The organism is Desulfosporosinus sp. Sb-LF, assembly GCF_004766055.1.
Lineage (GTDB): Bacteria > Bacillota > Desulfitobacteriia > Desulfitobacteriales > Desulfitobacteriaceae > Desulfosporosinus.
On record NZ_SPQR01000004.1, the window covers coordinates 81,777 to 108,003 of the forward strand.

Annotated in this window: 19 protein-coding genes and 1 pseudogene; 6 read left to right on the top strand and 14 right to left on the bottom strand. The window is 41.9% G+C overall.

The genetic code is table 11. The features are described 5' to 3' along the window. Window positions 1-273: 273 nt before the first annotated feature. The 5 genes from E4K68_RS06890 to E4K68_RS06910 all read right to left on the bottom strand — a co-directional run bounded on the left by E4K68_RS06890 (window position 274) and on the right by E4K68_RS06910 (window position 10,686). Window positions 274-4,473, bottom strand: a complete 4,200-nt coding sequence (locus tag E4K68_RS06890) for a UvrD-helicase domain-containing protein (protein WP_135378204.1) — start codon at window positions 4,471-4,473, stop codon at window positions 274-276. Continuing rightward, window positions 4,470-8,219, bottom strand: coding sequence for a PD-(D/E)XK nuclease family protein (locus E4K68_RS06895; protein WP_135378205.1), 3,750 nt, complete (start codon window positions 8,217-8,219; stop codon window positions 4,470-4,472). Before E4K68_RS06895 ends, E4K68_RS06890 begins: the two co-directional genes overlap by 4 nt. Before the next feature lie 75 nt (window positions 8,220-8,294). Further along, window positions 8,295-9,044, bottom strand: coding sequence for an iron export ABC transporter permease subunit FetB (fetB, locus tag E4K68_RS06900; RefSeq protein ID WP_135378206.1), 750 nt, complete (start codon window positions 9,042-9,044; stop codon window positions 8,295-8,297). Continuing rightward, window positions 9,041-9,784 (bottom strand): phosphate ABC transporter ATP-binding protein, encoded by a 744-nt coding sequence (locus E4K68_RS06905; RefSeq protein ID WP_135378207.1) that lies wholly within the window; start codon window positions 9,782-9,784, stop codon window positions 9,041-9,043. The genes fetB and E4K68_RS06905 overlap by 4 nt, the downstream gene beginning before the upstream one ends. Beyond that, entirely contained in the window at window positions 9,781-10,686 is a 906-nt protein-coding gene (locus tag E4K68_RS06910; protein WP_135378208.1) for an amidohydrolase family protein, read from the bottom strand. The genes E4K68_RS06905 and E4K68_RS06910 overlap by 4 nt, the downstream gene beginning before the upstream one ends. Window positions 10,687-11,041: 355 nt before the next feature. Here E4K68_RS06910 and E4K68_RS21390 point away from each other — a divergent pair, with 355 nt between their 5' ends. From E4K68_RS21390 to E4K68_RS06925, 3 genes are all read left to right on the top strand, one after another. Continuing rightward, window positions 11,042-11,227 carry a methyl-accepting chemotaxis protein gene (locus E4K68_RS21390; protein ID WP_135378209.1) on the top strand — a complete coding sequence of 62 codons (186 nt, stop codon included), beginning with the start codon at window positions 11,042-11,044 and terminating at the stop codon, window positions 11,225-11,227. Continuing rightward, window positions 11,221-11,586 (top strand): methyl-accepting chemotaxis protein, encoded by a 366-nt coding sequence (locus E4K68_RS06920; protein ID WP_135378210.1) that lies wholly within the window; start codon window positions 11,221-11,223, stop codon window positions 11,584-11,586. The genes E4K68_RS21390 and E4K68_RS06920 overlap by 7 nt, the downstream gene beginning before the upstream one ends. A gap of 200 nt (window positions 11,587-11,786) precedes the next feature. After that, window positions 11,787-12,512, top strand: coding sequence for a polysaccharide deacetylase family protein (locus tag E4K68_RS06925; protein ID WP_199241712.1), 726 nt, complete (start codon window positions 11,787-11,789; stop codon window positions 12,510-12,512). 10 nt (window positions 12,513-12,522) lie between these two features. Here the strand turns inward: E4K68_RS06925 and E4K68_RS06930 are convergent, their stop codons facing one another. Together E4K68_RS06930 and E4K68_RS06935 are read right to left on the bottom strand one after the other, a co-directional pair. Further along, window positions 12,523-13,371, bottom strand: coding sequence for a YitT family protein (locus tag E4K68_RS06930; protein WP_135378211.1), 849 nt, complete (start codon window positions 13,369-13,371; stop codon window positions 12,523-12,525). Window positions 13,372-13,513: 142 nt separating this feature from the next. Next, window positions 13,514-15,277 carry a DUF4084 domain-containing protein gene (locus E4K68_RS06935; RefSeq protein ID WP_135378212.1) on the bottom strand — a complete coding sequence of 588 codons (1,764 nt, stop codon included), beginning with the start codon at window positions 15,275-15,277 and terminating at the stop codon, window positions 13,514-13,516. 110 nt (window positions 15,278-15,387) lie between these two features. On the opposite strand from E4K68_RS06935, the pseudogene E4K68_RS21020 reads away from it, so the two are divergent. Next, window positions 15,388-15,720, top strand: a pseudogene (locus tag E4K68_RS21020) (response regulator); the annotation flags it as partial. Window positions 15,721-15,780: 60 nt separating this feature from the next. Continuing rightward, the gene (locus E4K68_RS06945) at window positions 15,781-16,284 is read left to right on the top strand and encodes a GGDEF domain-containing protein (RefSeq protein ID WP_243450305.1); all 504 of its coding nucleotides are present in this window, start codon (window positions 15,781-15,783) and stop codon (window positions 16,282-16,284) included. Window positions 16,285-16,410: 126 nt separating this feature from the next. Here the strand turns inward: E4K68_RS06945 and E4K68_RS06950 are convergent, their stop codons facing one another. From E4K68_RS06950 to E4K68_RS06975, 6 genes are all read right to left on the bottom strand, one after another. Then, window positions 16,411-17,688: a DUF4349 domain-containing protein gene (locus E4K68_RS06950; RefSeq protein WP_135378215.1), complete on the bottom strand. Its 1,278-nt coding sequence runs from the start codon at window positions 17,686-17,688 to the stop codon at window positions 16,411-16,413. Next, window positions 17,688-18,197 carry a sigma-70 family RNA polymerase sigma factor gene (locus tag E4K68_RS06955; RefSeq protein ID WP_135378216.1) on the bottom strand — a complete coding sequence of 170 codons (510 nt, stop codon included), beginning with the start codon at window positions 18,195-18,197 and terminating at the stop codon, window positions 17,688-17,690. Before E4K68_RS06955 ends, E4K68_RS06950 begins: the two co-directional genes overlap by 1 nt. 210 nt (window positions 18,198-18,407) lie before the next feature. Beyond that, the gene (locus E4K68_RS06960) at window positions 18,408-19,100 is read right to left on the bottom strand and encodes a corrinoid protein (RefSeq protein ID WP_135378217.1); all 693 of its coding nucleotides are present in this window, start codon (window positions 19,098-19,100) and stop codon (window positions 18,408-18,410) included. A 28-nt stretch (window positions 19,101-19,128) separates the two neighbouring features. Beyond that, window positions 19,129-20,448: a PocR ligand-binding domain-containing protein gene (locus E4K68_RS06965; protein ID WP_135378218.1), complete on the bottom strand. Its 1,320-nt coding sequence runs from the start codon at window positions 20,446-20,448 to the stop codon at window positions 19,129-19,131. Between the two features lie 282 nt (window positions 20,449-20,730). Beyond that, window positions 20,731-22,131, bottom strand: coding sequence for a methyltransferase MtaB domain-containing protein (locus E4K68_RS06970; protein ID WP_135378219.1), 1,401 nt, complete (start codon window positions 22,129-22,131; stop codon window positions 20,731-20,733). Between the two features lie 26 nt (window positions 22,132-22,157). Beyond that, window positions 22,158-22,811: a corrinoid protein gene (locus E4K68_RS06975; RefSeq protein WP_135378220.1), complete on the bottom strand. Its 654-nt coding sequence runs from the start codon at window positions 22,809-22,811 to the stop codon at window positions 22,158-22,160. Between the two features lie 505 nt (window positions 22,812-23,316). Here E4K68_RS06975 and E4K68_RS06980 point away from each other — a divergent pair. Further along, complete coding sequence (locus tag E4K68_RS06980) at window positions 23,317-24,216, top strand: GTP-binding protein (RefSeq protein ID WP_243450289.1); 900 nt, start codon at window positions 23,317-23,319, stop codon at window positions 24,214-24,216. 123 nt (window positions 24,217-24,339) lie between these two features. Here E4K68_RS06980 and E4K68_RS06985 read toward each other — a convergent pair whose 3' ends face one another. After that, window positions 24,340-26,175, bottom strand: coding sequence for an ASKHA domain-containing protein (locus tag E4K68_RS06985; RefSeq protein WP_135378222.1), 1,836 nt, complete (start codon window positions 26,173-26,175; stop codon window positions 24,340-24,342). Between the last annotated feature and the right edge of the window lie 52 nt (window positions 26,176-26,227).

Below are 26,227 nucleotides of genomic sequence, written 5' to 3' on the forward strand. Positions count from 1 at the left end.
TGATCACAAAGTATTAATTCGACACATAAGTAATAATTCCTTTCGCGAAAATGACAAAATATTATAAATACATGTAATTATTCAATATGGATTTCTGTTCATGGCATATTTAAAAATATATGACCATGAACGGAAATATGTTGCACGATTTATACTCGATACCACTCTGAACCAATTTAATCAGTAGAATCTTCTTTCTTTATAACTTTTTTAAAACCTCTCTATTTTAATGATAATTAAGTTTTAGTGTACCTTCTAATGAATAGTTGTATCTTAAGGATGTGAAGTAAACATAGGCACTTGGATATGTCTGCGAAGCTCATCCGAAATGTCAATTTCGCTCCCCAAGGAAAAGGAATACAGGGTACAATGCGTTGCGCTTATTTTAAGTAAGCGCTCAATTGCTAAAGCATAAAGCGAAAGTTGGAACGCGTATCGCTTTCTCAAGATCTGTACTGGATCAATATCACTTTCTGTGCGAAAAGAATCTGTTTTGTAGTCAAGAATTTCTGCGTACCTGCCATCGTGTTTGTCCTTACTGATAATAACAACATCTATGACGCCTTGAACCAAAATATTCCTATCATTATCAGAAGGAAAGGTTAGCGTAAAGGGTACTTCTCGGAGCAGTTGTTCGGCGCCAAAGAGTCGCATTCCGAGTGGGGTGTTTAGAGACTGAACAATCTGTATTGGTTGGACAATGCTTTTTTGCTCTGTACTAAGAATTTCACGTTGTTCAAGCATTGTTAAGTATTGACTAACATGATTGAGTCGTTCCGTTTGAGACAAAGTTGTCCAGTAGGATGACCACTCTCTAAAAGGGAGATGTTGCATAGTTGTGTGCAAGGCTATTCCTCGCTCTGCTGCAGTTAATGATTGTGTTGCTTGAAGAAATTTTGGTCTTTTCATTAAATCAGTGCGTTTAATATGCGATGAAAGTGAGGCTGCTTCTTCGTCTGCGTGCCAGTTGTTTTGACGTTTTAGCTCACTGACACTGGTTTTCGCCACCTGCCGAACAGAACTAAGATGTGGATACTGCCAACTCAACCGACGATTGATTTCAGAAAACCAAGATTCTGCATTTCTTTCTTCGAAGGAATTTTCTACCTGGTAATTATTAATGCTTTTGTCGATAACCATTTCCGAATTTGCTTCTCGGCCCTTTTCATTGTTTGAGGCCAAGCTTCGATGAAGATATATATCCCAGCGCGAATTGACTTCTGGTATGGATAATGCCGACTGTCTCTCAGTCTCGCCGAAGAGATGTTCGGGATGGCGGGCAAGAGCCGGACCAATCCAATCCAAGAAGCATTTTGCGCTACGAAGTTGAACTTCAGGTAGGGTGATCTCGCCCCATTCAGACGTGCGATGCCATTTATGAAGAGTATTATCGAAGTTCTCTATGTTTCCATAGAGAAATAGTCGTTCTTTGGCACGCGTAAGGGCAACATAAAGAATACGTAGCTCTTCAGCTAAAGACTCTTGAGCTAAACGTTGCTTAACCGCGTATTGAATCAAAGAGGGATAACGAACATTGTTGTCCACATCAATGATTGGCATACCTAGACCTAATTTGGAGTGGAGAAGCATTTTACCTTTGAGGCTTTGAGTATTAAACGTACGTCCCAGTCCGACAACAAACACAACTGGAAATTCCAATCCTTTGCTGGCGTGAACCGTAATCAAACGAACGACATTCTCATTTTCTCCTAGAGCGCGGGCATTTCCCATATCTTTACCTTGTCCTCGGTAACGATCTAGAAAGCGGAGAAAACGAAACAAGCCGCGGTATCTTGTTGCTTCAAAGCGACTAGCACGGTCATAGAGTACCCGTAGGTTGGCCTGTCGTTGAATCCCCGACGGCAAGGTTCCAACATAAGCCAAGTACCCTGTCTCTTCATAAAGTGACCAGAGTAAATCAGCTAATGATGTGCGACGAGATCTCGTTCGCCATGTTTGAAGTCTAAGCCAAAATTCCGTAACTTTATCCTTCAGCCCTTCGGCAGAGACCAATAGCTCTTGTGCTTTTTCAAATCGTCGTGGCAAGGATTCTTCGTATAAATTTAAGATTTGTTTAAACTCGCTGACTCTTTCCGGCGTCAAAGTCCCATCGACCATACCGGCCCAGGCCACTAAGGTTAACGCTTCATAGAAGTCTCCTTCGGGGAGCATCATTCGAAGTTTACCTAATTCACTCCCGTTTAGGCCGACGAGCGGAGATCGTAGGACCGCTGCTAAAGGAATGTCTAGACGCGGGTTATCAATGGTTTTGAGGAGGGACAACATCGTTTCTACTTCACTGGCTCCAAAATATCCAGTTGTCGTTTCGGCATAAACAGGAATACCCGCTCGTTGGAATTCTTCGACATATACTGGTGCCACTGCTGAGTAGGAACGCATCAAAATTACGATATCTGAATAGTGGATTTGGCGAAAGTCCTTAAGTTTTGCATTATAAATCTGAAATTCTGCCCCTTGTACCATGCGTTGGATCCGTTCACTGACCAGACGCGCTTCGATTCGGGCCTTATCTAGATCTTCAGAAGATATGGTTTCTTCAGTTCCGGAGGAAAATTCCGCATCATTCCCTGAGGCACCTTCCAAAGAGGTGGACTCTAAGTCCTCCTCAATGTTTCTAGCGTGCTTTCCACTACCTGTTCTGTCGTTACCGCTTTGTCCTTCTTCCTCCATGTCATGTGTCTCATACAAAGTCGCCGAATCTTGCATTTTCATATCTGAGGAAAACACGTTTACCGAGCTTTTTATGCCTTTGGCGTCAATAAGGTGGACTTCAATCGGGCCTTCCGCCGTGTGAATTTGATCCTGTCTGGAAACAAAGGATGCGCCGTGTTGTAGAGCCGCTTGATCGTCATACAGAATTTCGCCTGCACCTTTGGTCATAATCTGACGGAATAGAAAATTGACTCCTTCCACTACTTCAAGACGACTTCGAAAGTTTCGATTCAAATCAATCACGCTTTCCGCATGAGACTTAGCATCATGCGAACCAGGGGACCAATGTGGTAATGTACTGTATTTGGCGAGAAATAAGCTGGGGTCGGCCATTCGAAAACGATAAATGCTCTGCTTTACATCTCCAACCATAAAGAGATTGGGGGACTCTTCTTGTCTCGATACCAGTTGCAAGATGCGTTCCTGTACAGGGTTGATGTCCTGATATTCGTCCACAAGGACTTCCTCAAAATACTCTTTTAACCCTTGAGCAATTAAAGAAGCTTCGTTCTCTTCTAATAGTAATCTAAGTGCAAAATGCTCTAAATCCGTAAAGTCTAAGATGTTTCGATGTCCCTTTGCCTTCGCATAGAGCTGAGAAAACTTAATAACTAAAAGACCGAGTGTCTGTGCCATAGTCCCTATGTCTCGTAAGGCAGGAAGCTGGTGTTCAAGGGGATAAGCAAAAACTTCATCTTTCAAAGAATTGAGCTTCTTTTTAGCCTCATCTCTTAATTTTTTGCTCTCTTCTCGCAGCGCATTTTGCGAGACCTCATCCATTTTCCGTAGCTCAATGGCAGCACCTGATTGATGGTTGGTACATGAGTCTGGTAAAGCAATGGAATTCTTCTTTGCCTTGGAGCGTGCAGACGGGAGTTTGGGGTAATTAATTGCGGATTGAAACTGTGCCTCGACTTGAGCCCAATTCCCTTCTAATAATGCGCGGTTCAGCAACCGGACTCGAGCTAAATCGTCTTGTAATGTTCCAGCGTAGAGGGCTGGTCCGTCTGGACGCTGAGCGATTTGTTCAGCTCGTTCGAGTAAGCTTATACTTTCTGACACAAGGTCCACTAGTCCTTGACGAACGGCTTGGCCCCATTCGCTTTGCATCATAGATTCAATATCATTCCAAACATAGGCCTTATCAAGTTCACTCAACCACACTTCCGGCTGGGGTTGACTATACGCAAACGTATAAAGGCGCATAACATGTTCCATCAATGGTTGGTCATCACGATCCGAGCCGAAAGCATCGACGAGTTTCAAAAATGAGGGCTCTTCTTGTTCATATAGGGTTTCAAAGAGCTCTTCAACCACGTCTTGGCGCAAAATATCTGCCTCTGCTTGATCCGCAACCCGGAACGCTGGATCAAGTTCAAGCTGGTAAAAATACTTCCTGATTTGCTCTAAACAGAACGAATGCAAGGTCGTAATATTTGCCCTCTGAAGAAGGGTGCGCTGGTGAAGGAGACGCTCGATTTCACAAGTTTCATGCTCGGAAAATAATGCATTGTCTAAGGCTTTACCGATTCTCTCCCTCATTTCATTCGCAGCTGCTTTAGTGAAGGTAACCACAAGAAAACGATCGACATCTATGGGTTCATCAGGGTCTGTGATGCGACGGATTAACCGTTCTACAAGTACAGCCGTCTTACCCGAACCAGCTGCAGCAGCTACTAAGAGTTTACCTCGCAACGTCATGGCAGCGAGTTGCCCAGGCGTCCATTGCGGTTTACTCACGCTAGATCTCCTTTCAACGTTGGTTCCTTCTCTTCTGCGAACTCCTCTTGCTCTTCCCCTAGCCAGTTTAAGTTGGATGCGTTTGTTTTAGTTAAGGAGGCGGCATTTGGCGTGGGCAATGAATCGTTTAACTCCATACCTTCTAGGCGTCTCCACACCTCCTCTTGTTTTATCGCTGGTAGGTCTCGGTATTGGTTTTCTGGTAAGAAGGGATCAAAGTGGCATACGGGTTTATACGAACAATACTGGCATCCTGTTCTCTTCCCTTGTCTGTATGGAGAAAGGGAGATATCACCGTCTAATATTTCTTCGCCCGTCCGTCGAAACCACTGATGAAGATAGTTACTAAGCTGAGAAAATTGATCTTCGGTCAGAACATTTGATCCTTTTTTGAAATTACCGTCCTTTTTCAATTTGAGCCCAAGTAAATCAGATTGCCCTGTTGAAAAGGAAGAATCCATGGCTTCCAATACCCTAGGATTAGCTAAAAAATATCCGCTGACCTTGACAGCTTTGACGCGGCGTTGTTCCAGCTCTTCTGAACTAAGAGGTATTTTTTCTTCTAGCTGAGGTTCTAGTACAGGAAAATACAGAAAACCCGCAGGATTTTTTTTAAGTGAGGGATTGTCTATTCCTGTAGCAACCTCGTAATGAGGGGTAGGTGGACTTGTTTCGCCTAGTGAAGGCATAGCCGAAGTCGTATTTATCAAGACCTCTGCTCCCTGTAATGCGACATTTAGGTAAGTAAGCAATTGAAGATTTAGCCCATAATAAATTGTATCTAAGGCTAAGGATAGTTCGCGGGATTTGTAGTCGATAATGCGCAAATACACTTGACCATCCAAGAACGCAGCATCTACACGGTCAATTTGACCGCATAAAAGAAGGGAATCATCCTCTGTTAACGGAATCTCGACTCCAGGGAGCGTCTCATTTGGGCCAAAACTCACTTCCAGCTGAATCGGAATAAATACCCCTTGGCGGGCATGCTCTGCAAGCACTCGCACAGCGTGATGAACGGTTCGTTTAAGTTTATGAGTTAAATAACGATAGCGGGCGCTACTCTGGAGGATTTCATGCTGAAGACCTGGGGCTAACTTATCCGCCAGTTCACCGACGAGCGCCCAAGATTCTTCCTTCGTCAATTTTCCCCAAGCCAAGCCCCGTTCCTGTAATTGAATGGCGAAATCATGCAAGAGGGCGTGAAAGAATTCCCCCATATCTGGGCTTGATAGCTTGTAGGTTGGTCTTTCGCGCAACTTCAGACCGTAACGAGCATAATGTCCAAAAGGACACTTAGCAAATTGTTCTAAACGGGAAATACTTGCCTTCAAGCGTTTACCGTATAAACGGCGTGCCAGGGGGCGTTGAATTCTGTCTTCTTGATTTTGGGTCAAAAGACTGGCTCGCAACTGCTTTGTTTGATTTTGTCGTATGGGGTCTTTGGTAAGCCACGTTTCTGTGGCTTCCCAAAGAGGGGAAAGAGGTTCTCCTTGACGCAGAGCGCAAAGTTGTTCGGCATAGATCTGAAGGGCGTAATCCGGCTGACTGATGCGATTGATCTCCTCTTGGTTCCCCAGAAAACACTCAGAAATTGTTGGGAAAAGGTGGGTAAGTCGTGTAACAACAGGCGAAACCGTCAATCCTTTTCCTTCTTCATCGGTTAGTGGATAACAAACCACAAGCTTTTCTGTAGCCCGAGTGAGAGCTGTATAGATAAAGAATTGTTCTTCGTACATTTGGGCTTTTCCTTTGGGTGCAAGTGCGACTCCGCCCTTTTCTAATTGCTCCCTTTCTTCTGCGTCGAGGACGCCATCGACGGTAGGACGGGCAGGAAGAACTCCTTCATTAGCTCCAAGGAGATAGAGGACCCGGACTTCTGGGTTTCGCGAACGCTCCAACGAGCCCACCAAAACTTGATCAAGCCCGGGGGGAATCAGCCCGAGTTCGATCCCTTCAAGCCCAGATGCAAGAATTAAGGCATACTCTTCAAGCTCCAAACATTCGTCTCCTAATCCTGAGACAATTTCATCCAAAACCTGGATCACGGCTTCCCAAATTTGTTCGTGTAGTTTGCTTTCGTTGAGTACTCCTTCCTCTTGGGCGTTTTGCGACCACTTTTTCAAAGTTGCTGGAACAGCAAGCCTTTCTAAGAAAGCATACAAATTTTCAGTAATCTCCCGTACCGTTAATACCCCAGCTTTGCCGCGTGGTGAGACCCCTTGAACAAATTCGGCCATAAGGTCATAAACAATTTGTCGAGTGATATTCAGCTCAGATTGGAATTTGAGCTCAGAGGCCCTTTGATCCTCGCTTTGTCCTAGAGACCATTGACGATGGTATCGCCAGGCAATGTTATTGTTCCAGCCCTCTCCATGTATCCCGTGTTCGAGTACGTAGTTTTCTAGACGATCGATGGCATCCCTTGAAAGTGGGAAAAAATCGGTCTTCAAACACCGAAAAAGGGGTTCATAAGCCCAATGGCTTTCCACCACTTCAGAGATGGATTGCACCAACTCAATCAACGGATGATGAAGAACAGAACGTTTATGATCTAAAAAATGCGGAATCTCATAGGACGTAAATATCTGGGATATCAGCTCATGATAACCTGAGATGTCGCGAGTCATGACCGCCATTTCATTCCAGCTTAATCCTTCGTCCCTGGCCAAAGACCGTAGTTCCCGCGCAACTCCTTCCACTTCTGCACGCCGGTTGACGGCTGACAAGATTTGGATTCCTACGCCAAGTGAACTTCCAGCAGCATTAGCGGATTCATCTATAGTAAGGCTTGTACCTGTACCAAAGGGGGTCGGAGTTAGAGCCTCTTCGTAAGCAACGGTTGGAAACACAGAGAAGTACTTTTCCAAATGCCAAAGCCAGGGATGCTTATATCGTTTCGAACTTTGAAGAACGGTGGGAGAATGTAAAAGGGTATCAGCTTCCGATGCCATTCGAAGTAGATCTTGATAAGTTTGCCAAGGTCCCGTGAATAATTCCTCGCCCGCGTTAAAGATTCCCGCTTCTATTTGACGTTCCTTGGCAAACAAAGAAGGATCTAGTGGGGATGTCATAACCACTTCTTTGGCAGTGAGCATAATGGTTCTTAAAACCTCTAATTCCTGAGGAGTAAATCCTGTAAACCCATCAACCCACACATGTGCCTCCTTAAGAAGGGGTGCAAAGGGAATCTTTTCTGCTAAAACTGCCAATTCATCATCAGGGTCACGGACTCCCTGACCTAATGCTGCTTGGAATTCTTCATATATGAGAGCCAAGTCTTGGAGTTTATCGGTTAAAATTTCAGTCGTATTTTTAACGTGTCGTAAATCGTTCGAAGTAATCCTGTATGTTTTGAATTCTCCAATCGCTTGAGTAAGGAGCTCTGCCATGCCTGGCCGGGTGGCAGAGCGTGCAAATGCTTTAAATTGAAGACGATGCTTCAAAAGAATTCGATGAAGGAGCATCCGTTTGCCTGTTACACCAATCAGAACTTTTTGCCCTCCCCCGGTTTCAGAAAAAATACGCCACCCTAGCCGCCGAAAGCTCAAAACCTGGGCTCGTAAACTTCCACCTAAATCGGGTGTGTTGGCCAGGGCCACTTCCATCTGGTAAGTTGATTGCTCAGGGACGAGGAGGATTAGAGGCTCTCCCCAAGGCTCAATCCGCAATTCAGCACGGATTTCTTCAAGACATAGGGTGCTTTTGCCACTTCCGGCTCGGCCAAATACGAAACGGAAACCCAAAATAAATCACTCCATTCAAAGGACATGTTGGTTTATTATAGCATGGAAAAAAGATAAAGTTCCTAGCTATAAAGGCTAGGAACTTTTAAGCTGGGCAGCTGAAGTGAAATAGGTGCGATAACCTTGTACTACTACGATGAAGCTGGCAATGGCTGTGGCACCAGAAATCATGAACATGACTAAAATCTGATAACGAACAGCTTGAACGGGATCCGCGCCAGCAAGAATCTGGCCTGTCATCATACCGGGTAGTTGGACTAAGCCAACTGTCTTCATCGAATCAATGGTAGGAATCATCCCAGCCTTAACTGAAGCTTTGACGACAGATAGAGATGCCCTCTTTGGGGTAGCACCTAGTGAAAGAGCTAACTCTACTTCCCCTCTTCTGAGTGTAAACTCGGAACTTAAACGGTTTAAAGTTACCCCACTCGCGACCATACTGTTTCCAATAATCATTCCGCTTATGGGAATAACGTACTGGGGTGTCCCTGGAATAATTTCCAAGAGAAGCAAAATTGCGAGAGTAAGTGCTTCACTGATCACGATTCCTATGAGAACGATGCGAAGAGCACCTGGAATTCCTTTGCCTCGCTTCGCAGCATTTTGAGCGGCAATTCCCATCATAAGTGCCAGCATTAGCCCCATGAAAATGAGGTGTTGGGAGGCAAAAACATAGGATAAGACATAGCCAGCGATTGTTAGTTGGATGAGTGTGCGAATAACAGCAATGGCTAACTCTTTTTCTAAGCCGAGTTGTTGATAACGCGATACTATCGCCGCCAATCCCACAAATCCTAGAGAAAAACTTAATGCCAGCCAACTCATGACTCTCCTCCTAATTTTCCAGCAAGATAGGCTTTTCCTTCAACTGTCGTTGGCCCAGCGAAGAAATGCTTTGATTCTCCGTGTTCTACAGCTTTCCCATGATATAGGAGTGTCACGTCTTGGGCAATGCGCTCAGCTTGATGAACGTCATGGGTCACCCAAATGACTGTTAGCTTACGTTCCTGGCAAAGGCTCGTTATAAGAGTTTCTAGGTGTACACAGGCCTGAGAGTCCAGCGCAGATGTTGGTTCGTCAAGCAACAGAACTTCTGAATTATTAGCCAAGGTCCGGGCAAGAGATACTCGCTGTTGCTGCCCACCAGATAGCGTATTAGGGTCGCGTGATACCCAAGCTGGATCCAGCTGAACCATCTCTAGATAATGTTTTGGGTCAGCTAAGGTTAAGCTGTTATCCTTACCCCACAAATGAGGACCATACAAAATATTATCTCCAACTGTTCCGGGGAAAAATATGGGTTTTTGCATCACCAATCCAATTCGGCGACGAAGTTCATAAACGTTGATTCCACGGATATCTTCCCCATCCAGGGTGATTCCTCCCCGTTGAAACTCACGTAATCGATTGATAGCATATAGCAACGTGCTTTTTCCGCTGCCAGAAGGACCAAGTAGGGTATGAATCACACCAAGGCGAACTCCAAAGGAAACACCCTGTAGAATCTCTTTATCTTGAGAGTCTTGACGGACACTTAAGCTTACATTAGTTAGTACTAGTTTCATTTTTCAAGCCCCAACAATGTTGCTCCATTACGATAGAAAATGGCATTCATCTCTTCTTTGACCACACCCAGTTCGGTACACACCTGAGTTTGGAGATCAAAGTATTTCTTCGCCCAACCGCGGGGAAACCAGCTTGAATCTGTGCCGAAAATAATCCGTTTTGATCCGACCGTGTCCAAAGCCCTAGCAAAGAGGTCTTTTAAGGATAGCGGATTGGGCATCCAGCGGATCCAATCGTTTGAACCTGAAGTGTCGATGTAGACATTCGGGCTCGACCAGGCTAAGTGCAGAAGATCTTGATAATACCCTGCCCCGAAATGCGGGATGACGAACGGAATATCTGTATACTCCTGTGCTACCTCCGCCAACGTGATGGGGCTGATTCGCGGATGGCGGATGATTCCACCAGGGCCACCCAACACACCAAAATGAATTAATACAGGCACTTTTCGGTCAGCCAATAAGCGCCAAAAAGGCTTCAACTCTGGTGATTCAAACGGAAGCGTGGTCATTGGTCCGAACCATTTATACCCGCTCAACCTGAGATCATCAAGCGCATACCGCATCTCTTCAACAGCATTTGGGGCACAGAGGTCGTGATGAGCAAAGCCCAAAAATTCTTGCGGATATTGGCGCACAACATCAGAGAGAACTTTGTTCCCTCCACCAGTCATGAAAACGACCTTTTCCAAACGATTATTGTGAACTTCCGCAGCCCAGCGCTCCCCTTGTATTTGAATACCACGCTGCTTTTTCTCAGGTTGAGGAAAGTCGAACACTTCTCGCCAATGTTCTTTTAAATCCTTAGCATAAGCTTTAACTAAAGGGTGAAGTTCCCGCCTGGCCATGCTGGTTTTTGCAGGAAAGTGAGCATGAAAATCTAGAATCCGATCCGGTTTCATGAAGAAATCCTCCTAATATTCTAAGTGCCCATTAAGATAAACTCACAATTTACAAAGGCTTATTCTAATTGGCGTCGTATTGTTCGCAACAATGTCGTTGATTTGAAACTGCTTATTAAAGTATAGCATAAGCTAACTAGATAGGAGGAATAGATTCTCTTGACAAATACTAAAAGAAACAAATTATATTGACTGACCCAGTAGGAATTATCTTTATTTGTCGAATAGCTTTGGATGTCAAAATATCAGGTTTCACTGATTATTAGAGAACGGACATATATATTCTGGGAGAAAGAGGGGATACAATGGGACTCAAAGGAAAGCTTTTGCGCATTTTTGGCATTGTTATCATCAGATGACGGAGATCTCTCAGGCTACGTACTTGACGTCCCAAAAAATATTCAGCCTAGAGGAAAGTTCTAGTGCAGTAGGACAAATTGTACAAACTATTTCTAGTATTGCGGAGCAAACAAATTTATTAGCACTCAACGCCGCTAAGCAGCTCGTGCAGGTGAATAGGGTCGAGGATTTGCAGTGGTAGCGGATGAAGTTCGTAAATTAGCTGAACAATCAAGACAGGCCACGCAAGAGATTGAAACGCTCATCTTTGGGATTCGCGCGACAATAACCGAAGCCGTTGAGGCCATGTCTCATAGTACACAAAAAGTGGAATCTGGCACTCAGATTGTGAGTAAAGCGGGTTCCGCATTCGAAGAAATTCTTCGCGAAATTGTTACAGTTGCAAAAGAAGTTGGAACTGTTGCCTCCTCGGTCGAAGAAATGGTAATAGGGAGTGAGGAGATTGTCAAGAGAATTCTACGCAAACCATTTCTTCTTCAGCAGAAGAACAATCGACTGCCATGGAACAAGTCAATGCATCGATTTATGAATTGCACCTGATGTCCCAAAAACTTCATGATTCAGTTAGTCAATTCCAACTATAGTTATAATTTATAAGTAGTCTAAACGTTTATTAACCTCTTTACGTCTATGGCATAATGAAGAAACTCCCCCCAAATCTTGCGATTAAATAAGGATTATAATGCATGGAATCCAACATTCACCCATAGGTATTATAGAAGCGATTTGGGGGTGAATTAGTGCGCATTTATGTGTTATCTCGTAGTAAGATGGTCTTTGCGTTTTTAGTTGTAATCATTGTGGGAGGACTTCTCACCGTTTCTGAGCGCTTACTTATAACCCCATCTTTGGTTCGGGCACCTGGAACTTATTATATGGCTCATACTCAGGAAAAAGTCGTTGCCCTGACCTTTGATGATGGACCTGATCCGATCGATACTCCTGATGTTCTAGATATCCTCAAAGAAAGGGAAGTAAAAGCCACCTTCTTTGTTTTGGGGCAGGCAGCCCAATCGAACCCTAATTTGTTAAAGCGTTTGGTTAAGGAAGGACATGAAATTGGCAATCATAGTTTCGACCATGATTATCAGCAGCGCCGTCTTGTAGAACAAATCAATCAAACAGACAAGGAAGTCTTCGCTGCAACTGGTACGCATACCCATTACTACCGCCCTCCAGGCGGTTTTTTATCCAAATACCAACTGGAAACCATTAAGAATAATGGCCGTGTTGTAGCCCTTTGGAGTGTAGATAGCAAAGACTGGCGTAATCCAGGCGTAAAACAAATTGTGGATAATGTTATGAAGAACGTTTTTCCTGGTTCCATTATCCTACTGCATGATGGGGGTTACCATCGTATTCAAACTGTTAAAGCGTTGGGTCCAATTATCGATGCCCTTAAAGATCGTGGTTATCGCTTGGCCACACTAAGCGAACTTAAAACCATGGATTCAGAAACTAAGTAGAGGGTTTGATTTATTCGTTTGAAATGAATCCCCTTCCTAGTACTTCACCAGCATTTTGGACAATCATAAAAGCAAAAGGGTCTACCTCACGCACGGCCTGTTTTAAGCGGCCCATTTCAGGAAGACTGACGACGCATATTATGACATTCTTCTTCTCATTTGAATAAGCACCTCTTCCATGTAAAAAAGTTGCACCCCGTCCCAAATCAATCATAATACGGTCAACTAGAGCTTCTGATTGGTCTGAAATAATTGTGATCGATTTTGATGGAACCCCGCTCTGTATAAGGTCTAGCACGCGACCATAGACGAATATCGTAACTAGGGTATAAAGCGCCACTTTTGAACCGAGTATGGCTCCCGAAATCATAATAATGACTCCGTTAATAGCAAGGGATGATGTTCCCATGGGAACACCATATTTGCGTTGAATAACTTTAGCGATGATGTCAGTACCGCCTAGGCTTCCACCAAAGTGAAATACAATCGCAGAGGAAATTCCTGAGATCACCCCTCCATAAAGAGCCCCTAAGAAAATGTCAATATTCTCCAAAGGCCGTACCCCACTTAAAAGATCTAAAAATAACGAAAAGATCGCCAATCCCCATATGGTCTTAAAGACAAAATGTTTGTTCACCTCACGCCAGCCCAAAACAAATAACGGGATATTTAGCAAAAATGTCATAAGTCCAATCGGCAACTTCAACGTATAGTAAAGGAGTAAGGTTATCCCGCCAATTCCTCCCCCGCTTAACCCCGACTGGACTATAAATCCCTGAACACCAAAGGCGGCTATGATCGCGCCGAAAGCAATTCCGAGGATTCCTCCGATAAATCTTGACCGCTTTGAAAGTTTCAAGTTATACCCTCCAATTACTCACAACAAAAGCCCCCCACCTCACATGGAGTGTCGGGAGATTTCATGGCTTCAATGCAAACTATATATTCATTATACAGACATTTACCATCTCCGTAAAGCCCGCTCTTCGGAGATCCAAAGGCTAGATATTAGACCCTTGTAATAAGCGACGAGGGAACGTTAACGTGAATTTACTTCCATGCCCGGGTTCTGATTCTAATAGAATATTTCCTTGTAGTAACATTACAAGTTCTTTCACAATTGCTAAGCCAATACCTACGCCTCCATATTTCCTTCTAACTCCGTGATCAATTTGCGTAAACCTATCGAAAATATAATTGTGGTATTCCTTCGCAATCCCAGCCCCTGTATCTTCGACGCAAATTTCAAACTGTTTTTCATTTATCTTAGTCGATATCTTAACGTATCCTTTTGTGGTGAATTTTATGGAATTCATCACAAGATTAATAAGGATCTGTTGGATCTTCATTAAGTCCGAAGTTATTGTAACATCCTTAGTATCGGGTTCTACAATAAGCTCGACACCTTTTTCGCGAGCTAGATGACGCAGCTCTTCGTACGTCTGATTAACTATCTCAACCAAGGATATTTCTTGTAGTTCTAAATTATCTTTGCCACTGTGTATTTTTGATAGTTTCATAAGATTGTCTATGAGACACAGTAACCTCATAGTACTTCTTTTTATTACTCCCAGATCGGCAAGAATCTCTTGATTAACAGGGCCATCGTCCCCGTCTTCAATTAATTGGATATAACTTAATATTGCGTGCATAGGTGTTCTTAGCTCGTGACTCATTGAAGTAATAATATCATCTTTAAACTCGCTGGCTTGAATAAGTTTTGTATTCATGACACTAAGTTCTTTGGTTCTTTCAGTTACTTTATTCTCTAGATCAGTATTCAAATCATGAAATCGTCTTATTAAGGTGATGTTTTCTAATAATGTAAATACTTGACGTATGGCGGTCAGGAAAATCGTTATAGCGAAGCCTATTAATAGAATATCAATTTTTTCATTCGATCCTAGAATGATGGTCAGTAAAAAAACTAAACTAAAATAAGGGAGTACCAGTCGTATTTTATCTGTTTTCTGGTAACCTAATGTATCTTCGGAATTAATTGTCTCTTGATCTTCAATCGCATAAATAAAGCCCGAGAAAGCTATTATCAAAATACTCAACGTCCAAAGTGGATCAAAATAGCTCCCAGATGATACATAGGAGCTTGTCAATAACGTATACGCGTAACATAAATCCCCTATCGCCTGTATTACAAAACCTACGCTCATAAATATTGCCACTCTTTTAGGAAACATATAGGTGGAACTCATGAATAAACTAATCGCACCAAATAAAAGGCCTAAATCCCCAATTGGATACCCTACTGAAGCAATGATATATAAAGTCGATTGTGATTGGCTGAAAAGTGGGCCAACGATATAATGCCAAATCAGAGTTGTCACAACAGACATTATAATAACCGTATCAAAAATAAACTTTGCCACCTGAAAAGCATGCCTTTTTTTGTAGGAATAAGTTATGGCGGCAATAAACAATATAACTTGCATGTAGCAGAAGATATCTACCCAGCCAGGAAAGGGTACGTCCACTTTTAAGAACAACTCATAGTAATCCCAGATTATTTCCGATATTAAATAACATAAATTAGCTAAAGATAATAACGACCAAAAGACTTTTTGTGTATCTTTGGACCTAAGGGTCGTAACTATCGTAAATAGTGTAGCAGTTATAACTCCAATTAAGCAAATTATATCTCCACCTAGAGTAAGAAGCCATGAATCCTGTTGCCAGTGGTAAATCCAACCATAATATACTAAAGTATATAAAATTATCAAAGGAAATCCAAGACGTTTAAGCAACCTCATTTATCTACCTCCCGCCAATGTTATTGTATGATTTTCTACGATTAAGGTGAATTCATAAGGGCTTGAACATCTTGAAGGCAGATAGAATATATTACAGGAGGGGGGATAGTTTGAAGATTTTAGTTGTTGATGATGAAGAAAACAATGTTAATTTTCTAGTCAGAAAATTAACCAAGTTAGGCTATGAAGTTTTTCAGGCTAGAAACGGCTTAGATGCCATAGATCTAGTCGATAGAGAGAAATTCGACCTAATTCTCCTTGATGTAATGATGCCATAAATTGATGGATTTGAAGTTGCTGAAAAAATAGTGAGTAATTCTCAATATGTAGGTACCCCCATCGTGTTTTTATCAGCTAGGACTTCAATTGAAAGCAAGTTAGAAGGCCTTTCATTAGGGGCAGTGGATTATATCACCAAACCTTTCGACTTTCGGGAGTTATTAGCCAGAATTCAAATTCACCTTGATAAAAACGAAGAAAAGAATCGTATTCTAGAAGATAGTATGAATTTCAAGCAGAGGGCTAACACTGACTTCCTGACTGGTTTATATAACCGCAGGTATATAGATGAACGACTTAAAAACGAATTCAACATTGATAATCGAACGACATCGTCATTGTTAATGCTTGATTTGGATCATTTCAAAAGGATCAATGACACCTATGGTCATGATCAGGGGGATTTTGTCTTAAAAAGTGTTGCCAGGCTTATTAAACAGTCGGTTAGAGACTCCGACTTTGTTGGTCGGTTTGGTGGAGAGGAATTTATTGTGGTTATGCCAGGGGCTACTAGAATAACAGCGCATTCTGTGGCGGAACGTATAAGACTTACTATAGAAAATGAGAGATTGTGGATTGATGGAAAAAGAGAATCTATCACCATCAGCATAGGTATTTCAACGTTTATAGCTGAGGAGCCAAACTATCGAACATCCGAGGAATGGATACAAGACGCTGATAGAGCGCTTTATACGGCAAAAAACGAAGGTCGAAACCGTGTTGTCTAAAACAATTTGCAAAAACCAGGGATGCTTATCAATATGATAAGCATCCCTGGTTTTTACTTTTGAAGTTTTTCTATAAACCCTATTACCTACTTCCATTTATTCCAGTTGACTATTATTGCAGATTATTCAATTGGATTTCCTTTTCTTCCACACTCGGTAAACGCCCCACCCTAGGACACCAATGATCAGGTAGGGGAATGCATACCCTATACCAACCACTAAATAATTTAGAACATTCCAAGTGCTACTAATTGTTTTCAGCACGGCATTCTCGGTTGCTTTCCAAGTTTTAATCCATGAGATAGGCTTCCAAGCGTTCTTCACATCGACATTTGCACTTTGGAGGGTGACAAGTTGAAGGCTCACAGTTGAGTAATCAACTTGATTATTCCAAAGTTTGAGCTGACCTTTCAGTTGTTCAATTTGCTGACGAATATTGCCTAGAGAGTTTTCCACTTTAAGAACGTCATCTACGGTCTTAGCTTGATTTAAGATTTCAACAAGACGTTTCTCTTGGGCCTCTAGAGTTTGCTGCCGGATGCGGGAATCGTAGTATTGGTTGGTAATGTCATTGGCAAGCAGTTGCTGATTGAGGACTTTGCCCCAAGTAGAAAGCGAATTACGTAACTCGTCAAACTTGGCAACTGGAATTTTAACCGTCATTTGAGCGGATGAATGATTATCCGTCCCGCTTTGCTGAGAAGAAACCACATACCCTCCTTGTTGTTGAACTTCGCGGATAATCAGATTAACAGCGTCATTAACAGTTCCCACTTCAAGCGTTAAATTCAAATCTTGCGTGATCTTCCGGGGAATCCCGTTATCAGCCGGAGGAATTACCACTAGATTTGGTGGAACAGGAAGGGTTTCCGTTACCTGACCCTTGGTTGAGGAGTCTGGCGTGATGTTAGAAAAGGCTTTTTTGGGAGTTACTTCATCTTTAGCAGCTAAAATTTTGTTATGTGCTCCATCATTGGCCTGGGTTCCACTCGTCTCTATCGTACCAGGTACAGGTTGGGTCATCTCTATAGATTGGGTTGATTCGTTAGAATTACCCACCTGCTGGGGAAGGTGCCATGAAGCGTTCATGGCACCTTGGCCGATGGTTACCAAGATGACTAACCCAATGACTAAAAAACCAAGTTTCAAGTGTCTAATTCCACTTAGGGCACCTAACTTTCTGCAAATATGATGGGTGATACTTACATTACCCATTACAGGCGCCCTATTCAATTCTTTGTCACAAGCGATTTTTTCTAGCGCCTTTTGCTTGATGCTTTCTTTAACTTGTTTGTTCGACTCTGAATCTACTTTAATTGTATGGAAGAACGCCTTCATCCGTTCGATATCACCATCCTCTTCCCAGAGGGACGTCAAATCCGTTCTCTTTATAAACCTTTTCATCAGCCCACACCTCCTCTGTCCGGGCTCCCCTGGTAGATTTTACGAAACCCTTTCTTCGCCCGGTATAAAAGGCTGTCTACTGCCTGATGAGTTGTCCCTAGGATCTCTGCAACTTCTCCGGCGCTAAACCCCTCTATCAGACGGAGTTGTATAACATTGACCTGTTGTGGAGAGAGCTTTGTCAAGGCTTCCCCTACACTTAGAAGAGTAGCCCATGTCTCACTCTGATCGCATTCCTGAGGCAGGGGGTTAGGTATTTCGTCTAAGGCCATTACGGGAGTACGTTTATGGGTCCGATAATAATCAGCGATTTGATGAGTAGCAATTGTTAGTGCCCATGACTTTAGCGCAGTTTCCTTTTCCATATCCTTTAACCCTCGCCATACTTTCACGATGATTTCGGCGGTAACATCTTCTACATCTGGTTTAGGTATGCGGATCGATACATAACGGAAGATTAAGGGAAACAATCGTTCATAGATTTCATCAAAGGATGAATCGGCCTCCACTCAGTCGTCAGCCTCCTACTTTCTCAACTTAATAATCATTCTGGTTATTAAAGATGTCTATTTATTTCTATAGACGTATTTCAGAAGCGTTTTCTGATGCTACCAACCTCTAAATTGTAAAATATTAAAAATTTTTAAGATAATTAAAAAGGATGCCATTATGCCGATAAGGACAAAATGTCATCCCAGAGGATTTACATTATAAAAGCATTAACTACTTAATTTAAATAAACCATTTGTCTTTCTGTGAGTAGATTCTTGATTAGTCTTAACAAGTTTTAGCGCCAAATCGACAGCATTAAATACATCAACCGCATATCCGTCGGCCTTAATTGCTTGCGCAAAATCCTGGGTGGCTGGATTTCCACCAATAATTATCTTAACATTATTTCGTAGTTCTCTACGTTCCAGTTCTCTTATTGTCTCAGACATCATTACTAAAGTGGTAGTGAGCATGGCAGACATGGCCAGAATATCTGGTTGATGGTCAATAATTGCTTCTACGAAGTCCTCAGTTTGGACATCAATTCCAAGATCGATGACTTCTAACCCTGCGCCGCGAAACATCATGACAATTAGATTTTTCCCAATATCATGTAAATCACCGGCCACAGTCCCAACAACCACTTTACCGAGTGAAGCTTGTTGTGGATTTGACAAAAGAGGTTTTAACACGTGCAATCCCGCATGCATGGCTCGTGATGCAATTAATACATCAGAAATATAAATAATATTATCACGAAATTGCCCACCAATAACCTGCATGCCAGGCAATAGTGCCTTTTCAAAGATCATTCGAGGACTTATACCGTTCTCGATGGCCAGTGAAGTAAGTGTCTTAACCCTGTTTGCCTGCCCTTTTAATAGAGCCCTAGTTATTAATTCCAACTCTGAACTTAACACAGAACCCACTCCTTAGTAAAAGCATACTTTATAGAGCATGTTGTTTGAACCTACTTGGTGTTATTCCCTCATGTTTCTTGAAGACCCTAGTAAAGTAGCCCGGATCCTCGAAACCGCTCTCTTCAGCAACCTGCATAACGTTATACTTCGGGTTCTTTAACATTATCTTGGCTTCTTCCACCCTTACTTGAGTGAGGTATTCCATCAGAGTGCACCCCAGACCCTGTTTGAAAATTCGACTTACATAGCAAGGGCTGAGATAAACTTCCTGTGCGATATCGTCAATGGTTAGCTTATGTCGGTAATTTCGGCGAATGAATTCAGCTGCTCTTTGAACTGCTTGCAGATTTTTTTGGTCTTTATTATTTTCTAAATGGTTCATAAATGTTTCCAACATATTTTTGGACCAGAGACATAGTTCATCGGAAGTCGACATCTCAAGCAGGTCTTGATAAAATGAAGCATTTAACTGTAGGATAGAACTTAATTCAGCGCCTCCATCCACGGCAGCCCTCGAGATGATGACCACTAGTTCCACTATTCTAGTCTTTACAGTATCGACATGATCCGAATTTACCTCCATAATATCAACCAATAAGTTTTCAAGAAGTCGTTGGGCCTCTCGTTTTTGCCCATTACGCACCATCGACTTTAGTTCATGTTCCTTGTCCAAGGAATTCATACTTATTGCTCGTGATTCAATCGTGCTCACGGCAATTTCAGCACGTTTGCGAGCCTGTATTTCTTCAGCTAGTCTGGCTTGTTGGGCAGAAATTTGTCTTCTTTGATCCAATACAGTCAGGCCACTTTGCATGATTTGATTAGCGACCATAAACAACAAATCAGCTGCTGCTTGGACTTTATCGCTTGACATTACTTCTAATTGGGCGGCAGACCATTTGACTGCAGAAACGTCTACATCAAGTCCCTTTACCATTTCCTCGATTTCTTCGAGAAAGTAATCTTCTGGCTCCCACATTAGTACCTGCCCACAAATAATAGAGCCTATGTGATGATCTATTAAAATTGGTGCAGCCCACATTATTAAGCCAGCATGACACCTGAAAATATAAGGTTCACCATATTTAGCAGCTTCGTTGCAGGCACGTGCATATGAACGTTGACATTTTTTTGTCCCATTGATGTCAGATCTTATCATTTCGCAAAAGCGACAGTCCTTAATCGCATGATCGGTGGATATAAGTGTATTTCCCTTATTGTCAACGAGAATTGCTTTCAATCCAGTTGACTTCGAAAACGAACATAACATTTTATCTAGGAGATTCCGACCAACTAGTTTCTCGAGCCATTGGGATTCCGTTTCTTGAGGAACGTTTCCTTCATGCATTTTACCACCTCCGAAGCTAGCGCCACACTTTGCCAAGTGCGCATATACGAATAAAACTCCAGACACTGATTATAAGAGCAAATGCGGAGTTAGAAACAAACTTCGATTGTAATTAAATTCATACTTTCTATATTATATCATAGGGATAGATTGTTTTTGTTCTGTATAGAAAACTTATAATAAGGAAAAAGCGCTCAAATCTCTGCCAGGTTTTATAAAATAAGCCTAGGGAGACTTGAGCGTCATAGGTGTTTTTACAGGAGTTATTTATTAAGAAAGTTCTTATTTAGCAGCAGATTCAATAGATATGTCATATTTTTCCGGGTCAAACTTATCCTTTGTACTATTTCTTATCATAGTTTGAATAAATTCAGCTTCGTCATCAGGGACTGATCTTAATTGTTTTTCTAGAATGTCAAGATATTTGAGCTCCTTAGCATCAAGCACTACTAAACCATCTTGAAAAGCAGATCTCAATTCTTTAATCGTTGCAGATGCGGCAATTTTTGTGCGTTCAAAGTGAGTTTTCCCCTTCAGAATCTCTGCACTCAATTTTAGGACGACCCTAGGGTCTAAGACATAGGCCTGGGGATCATATTTGCTGTCTGATTCGCAAAGAATATCTCGCATTTCAAGCGCCGATCCACGTGATGAAGCAACGTTCATCATTCTACAATCATAGACCAGTTGCTCGAGGTATACGGTAGGTGCCATTCCACCCAGCAATCTTACGTTTTCTACGGACTCGTTACTCCAGCAGTCCGCCAAGCAGCCAGCGATATTTCCAACGGAACTGGAGTGGGCACAAGCAGCTGTTCTTCCTTCCATGGAGATAGGTGTTCCTGTGATCGCTTTAAGATAAACTCCTTCGTAACCACAATCTTTGTCTGGTCCAACAGCACCGCGTTCCACGGCCACTAATGTTCTAACCGCACACATGACTCTATCAATCGCAGCAAAAACTTTCGGAATAAAATTCTTGTGGGCCATTACCATAGAGGTGTTGGCAAATCCACAGGCTGTGTCTCCGGAAGCTATACAATTTGTTTCGGTCGAAATTTTTACAATTTCATCCCATAAAATAGCCATATCTCGACAGCCTACAACTCCTAAGGAAAATAAAGCTTTAGGTAAGTCGCAATTCATAACGGCCTCATCGTGCAGATGTTTTCCTCCAATTGATTCAATCGCCAAGAAGTCTGCTCCTGCATTAGCGCAGCCTCTGAACGTGTTAATCACATTGTCCCAATGTTCACCATGGTACATATGTTTAAGAGTCTTACCTTCTCGAACATCGACAACTGTCATTCTTAATAGACTTTTTAAGCCAAACTTGGTTTCGTATTCGTTCATGACCCCTTTTACAACTTTGGTAACATCTATGCCCCATTGAGGATTAAAGGTGCATGGAGGCAGAAGCTCAATTTCGATTATAATTCCTGGTGAGAGAAGCTCATGTGCTTTGGAACAAATACCGTGTATCATCTCTTCATACTGGGACAAAACTTTCGGCATGGTTTCTTCATTTATTAACATAGTAGGAAGAGTAAGGTTAATTTCCGGATAAACAGTTCCACCACCAATGACCATTCCGTTTTTACATACGACAGGTTTCTTAGCCTGGCCGTAAACGAATTCATCTAAATTAGTGTAAGTGAGTTCATTGAATTGAAGATTTGCCACAATAGTCCCTCCTAACAATTTATAATTTAACGTGCCACCATCGTAGCATCTAGTAACAACTTGGCAACCAATTCTACCGCTGCAGCAGCATCCCCTGCATAACCATCAGCACCAATTTGATCCGAGAATTCTTGAGATATTGGAGCACCACCAATAACGACCTTTACTTTGTCACGTATGCCTTGTTCTAAACACTCATCAATAGTTGATTTCATGGCTAGCATTGTTGTCGTAAGCAAGGCTGATAGGGCTAATATTTTGCCATCGTTTTCCTTGATTGCTGCAATAAACTCTTCTGGAGAGATATCCACACCTAAGTCAATGACCTTATATCCTGAACATTCAAGCATCATACCAACTAAGCTTTTTCCGATATCATGCAAGTCACCTTTAACTGTTCCAATAACAACCGTACCCTTATTGGTCATCTCACCGCCTGCTAGCAGTGGTTTAACCAGCTCGATGCCTGCATTCATTGCACGAGCGGACATTAGCACTTCCGGAACAAACATATCATTGACCTTAAAACGTTGACCGACAACATTCATTCCACCAATAAGTCCTTCATTGATAATCACAAGTGGTTCGATATTTGCACTAATCGCTTGATTTGTCAGAACTCGAACTTGTTCGTCATCGCCCTCAATTACAGAATTGCCCAATGATGTTAAATCAAACATATATATCCTCCTAAAAATTATTTTTAGATTTACATTTATCAAAATGTATCCTGCACAAAATTCCTTGGATCATTACACTTTGTTTAGAGATCACTTCCCCCCTGTTTCTTTACTTTGTTCGTTTAGATCTAATTCTCGTGATTTTCTTGTTTTAAGTTGAATGTTCTAAAAGTTTGGATTTGTTTTACTAATCATAGTTTAGTCTTTTAAAGCCTTATTCTCTATGGAATTTCTTGTTTTATCTTGATAAATCTTAACCTGTTGCATTCCACTAAATAAAAAAAGGTTAATAGTAGAGAGTAAAGATAAGTAAAAATATTATAAATTATAGGCTTTCAATAACTATTTCAATCTTAGGCAACCTTTTATGTAACTGGCCGGTTTAGTGATAAGTGATCGAAAATCCCGATAAACATAGGATAATCCATGGTAATCTAAATCAATTATCATTAAGCTTAGTTAAAAAGGTGGAAGCAGGATAATTAGAGTACATGATCATGGGAGGATGGGGCTTTTGGTAAAATTCGATATAGTCTCGGGATTTTTAGGTGCCGGTAAAACAAGCTTAATTAAAAAAATCCTTAAATCCCTTGATAGTGATGAAAAGATTGTATTAATAGAAAATGAGTTTGGTGATGTCAATGTCGATCGTGAGGTCCTAGATGTAGAAGGCTTTGAGGTTTACGAATTATCCAATGGGTGTGTCTGTTGCAAACTCAAGGGAGATTTTCTTCTTACCCTGAAGCAAATCTTAAATCAAAAAGTAGATAGAATAATCTTTGAACCGTCCGGAATATTCATATTAGGCGAGATATTGGACCTTTTTAAGGATCCAGAGATTTCAAACAAATGTGTTATCAACTCTGTGACAACTGTTGTGGATGCCCAAAACTTTTCTAAGCATATACAAAGCTACACTGGGTTCTTTAAAAGTCAAATTTCGTGTGCATCTACTTTAGTTGTTAGTAAATCACAGTCCTTTGAGGCTGAAGAACTTTCCAAGCTTGAAGCGGAGTTGCGCTGGTTAAATGGGACTGCGAAGATAATCTCAAAAAACTGGGTGAATTTATCTAATCAGGAAATTACGAGTATTGTAACTGATAATCTTGACTATGTTCAATATAAAGATGCACACGTGTCCAAGCATGGTTTTGAGTCAGTGGGACTTAAAAAACCTAGAGACCTGTATTTTAAGGAATTGGAGAATATCCTTAAAAAGTGTAAAGATGGCTTTTACGGCAATGTAGTTCGGGGCAAAGGAATCATTAAATCGGAGCAAAATTTCCTTGAGTTTAATTATGTAGACGGACATTATGCTATATCCGAATCAACCGGTATCTCAGAAATGGTCAGTTTTATAGGAAAGAATCTAGAAAAAGAAACACTTATTGCAGCCTTTCAGTAAGGAAGCAATAAGTGAGCAAGAATATAAGGACAATAACACGTCATTAAGCCCACCCATCGGAAATCTGTTTTCCTAGGGTGGGCTTTTTCTATATAAAATGCGCCAATATAATTGGCGAGTCCATTAACTCAATCGTTCTAAGTACATACTGTCCATGAAATAGTTGGAGAAAGTAGAACTACCGCCCAATTCAACATGGCTAATCTTTCTATATAATTCTTCAGCCATAGTCAGCTCATGGTGATCTAGTAAAGCCCGTATTGCGCCTACATGAGCGGCATTGCCAACCATTTTTATTCTTTCAGAAGGGATATCTGGGACAAGACCAATATTCAAAATGTTGTGGGGTTTGAGATACGTAGCAAAGGTTCCGGATAACGTCACCGAATCTAACTCTGGGACGGTTATGCCTGCCATTTCAACAAGGGTTTTGATCCCTGCACAGACAGCACCTTTAGCCAACTGTAATTCTCCGATGTCTTTTTGATTTAAGGTCACATCAAATCCTTGGTCAATGCCATACGTTAAGACAAATTCACGCCCTCTTTCACCCATTCGAATTCGCTTAACAAGCTCTGGTGAAAGATCTTGCGCTCTCTCAGGGTCAACGATTTTCCCTTGTTTGTTAATGATCCCAGCCTTTCTCATTTCATCGATCCCCTCAATAAGACCCGATCCACAAATTCCGATTGGTTCTTGACCTCCGATTACTTTACAATTCACTCCATTTTCGGTGATGGTAATCCCTTCAATGGCTCCCTGTTTTGCTCTCATTCCATGGATAATGCCTGCACCTTCAAAAGCTGGTCCAGCCGCAGTAGAACAAGCCATCATCTTATGTTTAGTTTTTAAAAATAGTTCGCAGTTGGTTCCGATGTCAATTAGCAAATGATTACCTGATCCAAGAACCGAGGGGGCTCCGACTATGGCCCCAACAGTGTCTGCACCAACAAAACCTCCTATATTCGGTAAGAGGAATACTTTCCCTTGCGAATTAATTTCAATTCCTAATTCTTTCGCTGTAAATTCCAGTGGTTTGTTAGTAACGGAAACAAACGGTGATACCGCTAGATGAGCGACTTCTAAACCAATAAAGAGATGATGCATTGTCGTGTTGCCAACAATCGTCATCTTAAAGATCTCATTATTACGCACATCTGTTTTGGCAAAAAGCTCTTCCAGCAAGTGATTTATAGTTCTCCTAATGGCGCTGCCTAGAGACAAAGTATTCTCTTGACTTTCTCGAGCAAAGGTAATACGAGAAATTACATCTGCACCATAAACGGTTTGTCCATTTTCAGCAGAAACAACTTTCATTACTGTTCCCTGGTTCAGATCGATCAAGGCCACCGCCACACTAGTAGTCCCAATATCGACTGCGACACCGTATAACCTATTTGTCGTATCCCCTGCTTCAATATCTATTACTTCATCTTTTGTAACGGTTGCGGTTAGGGCGAATGCATCTGCTCTTAGAACGTCTGAAATCGCATTAAGAGCATATAGACTTGTTTTGTTATAGCTCCTATTTGTGGCAGAGTCAAGAGCATCTACAAAACGGTCCCAGTCTCCGCGTTCATCGTTTAGAGTGGGCTCGCTGATTTTTACATGCACCTTTTCGAAACCCGGATCTAAGCTATTCGCTTTCATATCCTGAAGGACACCTTCTTTGCGATCCTGACTTTCTAAAAAATCAAGTTCAATAACCATGCCCTCTTCAGGTATCACTGAACAAGCGAGACGTACACCAGCTATTATTTCAGTTTCATTGAGATGCTTTAAATCGAGGTCGCTTGGCAGAGAGACGAGGTTTCCTTTTATCCGTACTTTACATTTGCCGCAAGTTCCTTTGCCATTGCAAATATTTTGGACGGGTAATCGATGTCGAACAAGCGCTTGCATTAAAGTTTCATTTTCTTCCATTGTCATGGAACGGTTGGGGAGTATCGTTATTTCCATAATTACCTCCTAAAAGAGTATTATCCCCTTCCCTAAATTGAGAAGGGGATCA

What these genes read in the sequence shown, in the direction of transcription:
- fetB (WP_135378206.1), bottom strand. Translation starts at nt 9,044, where the DNA reads ATGAGTTGGCTGGCATTAAGTTTTTCTCTAGGATTTGTGGGATTGGCG.
- E4K68_RS06905 (WP_135378207.1), bottom strand. Translation starts at nt 9,784, where the DNA reads ATGAAACTAGTACTAACTAATGTAAGCTTAAGTGTCCGTCAAGACTCT.
- E4K68_RS06910 (WP_135378208.1), bottom strand. Translation starts at nt 10,686, where the DNA reads ATGAAACCGGATCGGATTCTAGATTTTCATGCTCACTTTCCTGCAAAA.
- E4K68_RS21390 (WP_135378209.1), top strand. Translation starts at nt 11,042, where the DNA reads ATGACGGAGATCTCTCAGGCTACGTACTTGACGTCCCAAAAAATATTC.
- E4K68_RS06935 (WP_135378212.1), bottom strand. Translation starts at nt 15,277, where the DNA reads ATGAGGTTGCTTAAACGTCTTGGATTTCCTTTGATAATTTTATATACT.
- E4K68_RS06945 (WP_243450305.1), top strand. Translation starts at nt 15,781, where the DNA reads ATGAATTTCAAGCAGAGGGCTAACACTGACTTCCTGACTGGTTTATAT.
- E4K68_RS06950 (WP_135378215.1), bottom strand. Translation starts at nt 17,688, where the DNA reads ATGAAAAGGTTTATAAAGAGAACGGATTTGACGTCCCTCTGGGAAGAG.
- E4K68_RS06965 (WP_135378218.1), bottom strand. Translation starts at nt 20,448, where the DNA reads ATGCATGAAGGAAACGTTCCTCAAGAAACGGAATCCCAATGGCTCGAG.
- E4K68_RS06975 (WP_135378220.1), bottom strand. Translation starts at nt 22,811, where the DNA reads ATGTTTGATTTAACATCATTGGGCAATTCTGTAATTGAGGGCGATGAC.
- E4K68_RS06980 (WP_243450289.1), top strand. Translation starts at nt 23,317, where the DNA reads ATGGGGCTTTTGGTAAAATTCGATATAGTCTCGGGATTTTTAGGTGCC.
- E4K68_RS06985 (WP_135378222.1), bottom strand. Translation starts at nt 26,175, where the DNA reads ATGGAAATAACGATACTCCCCAACCGTTCCATGACAATGGAAGAAAAT.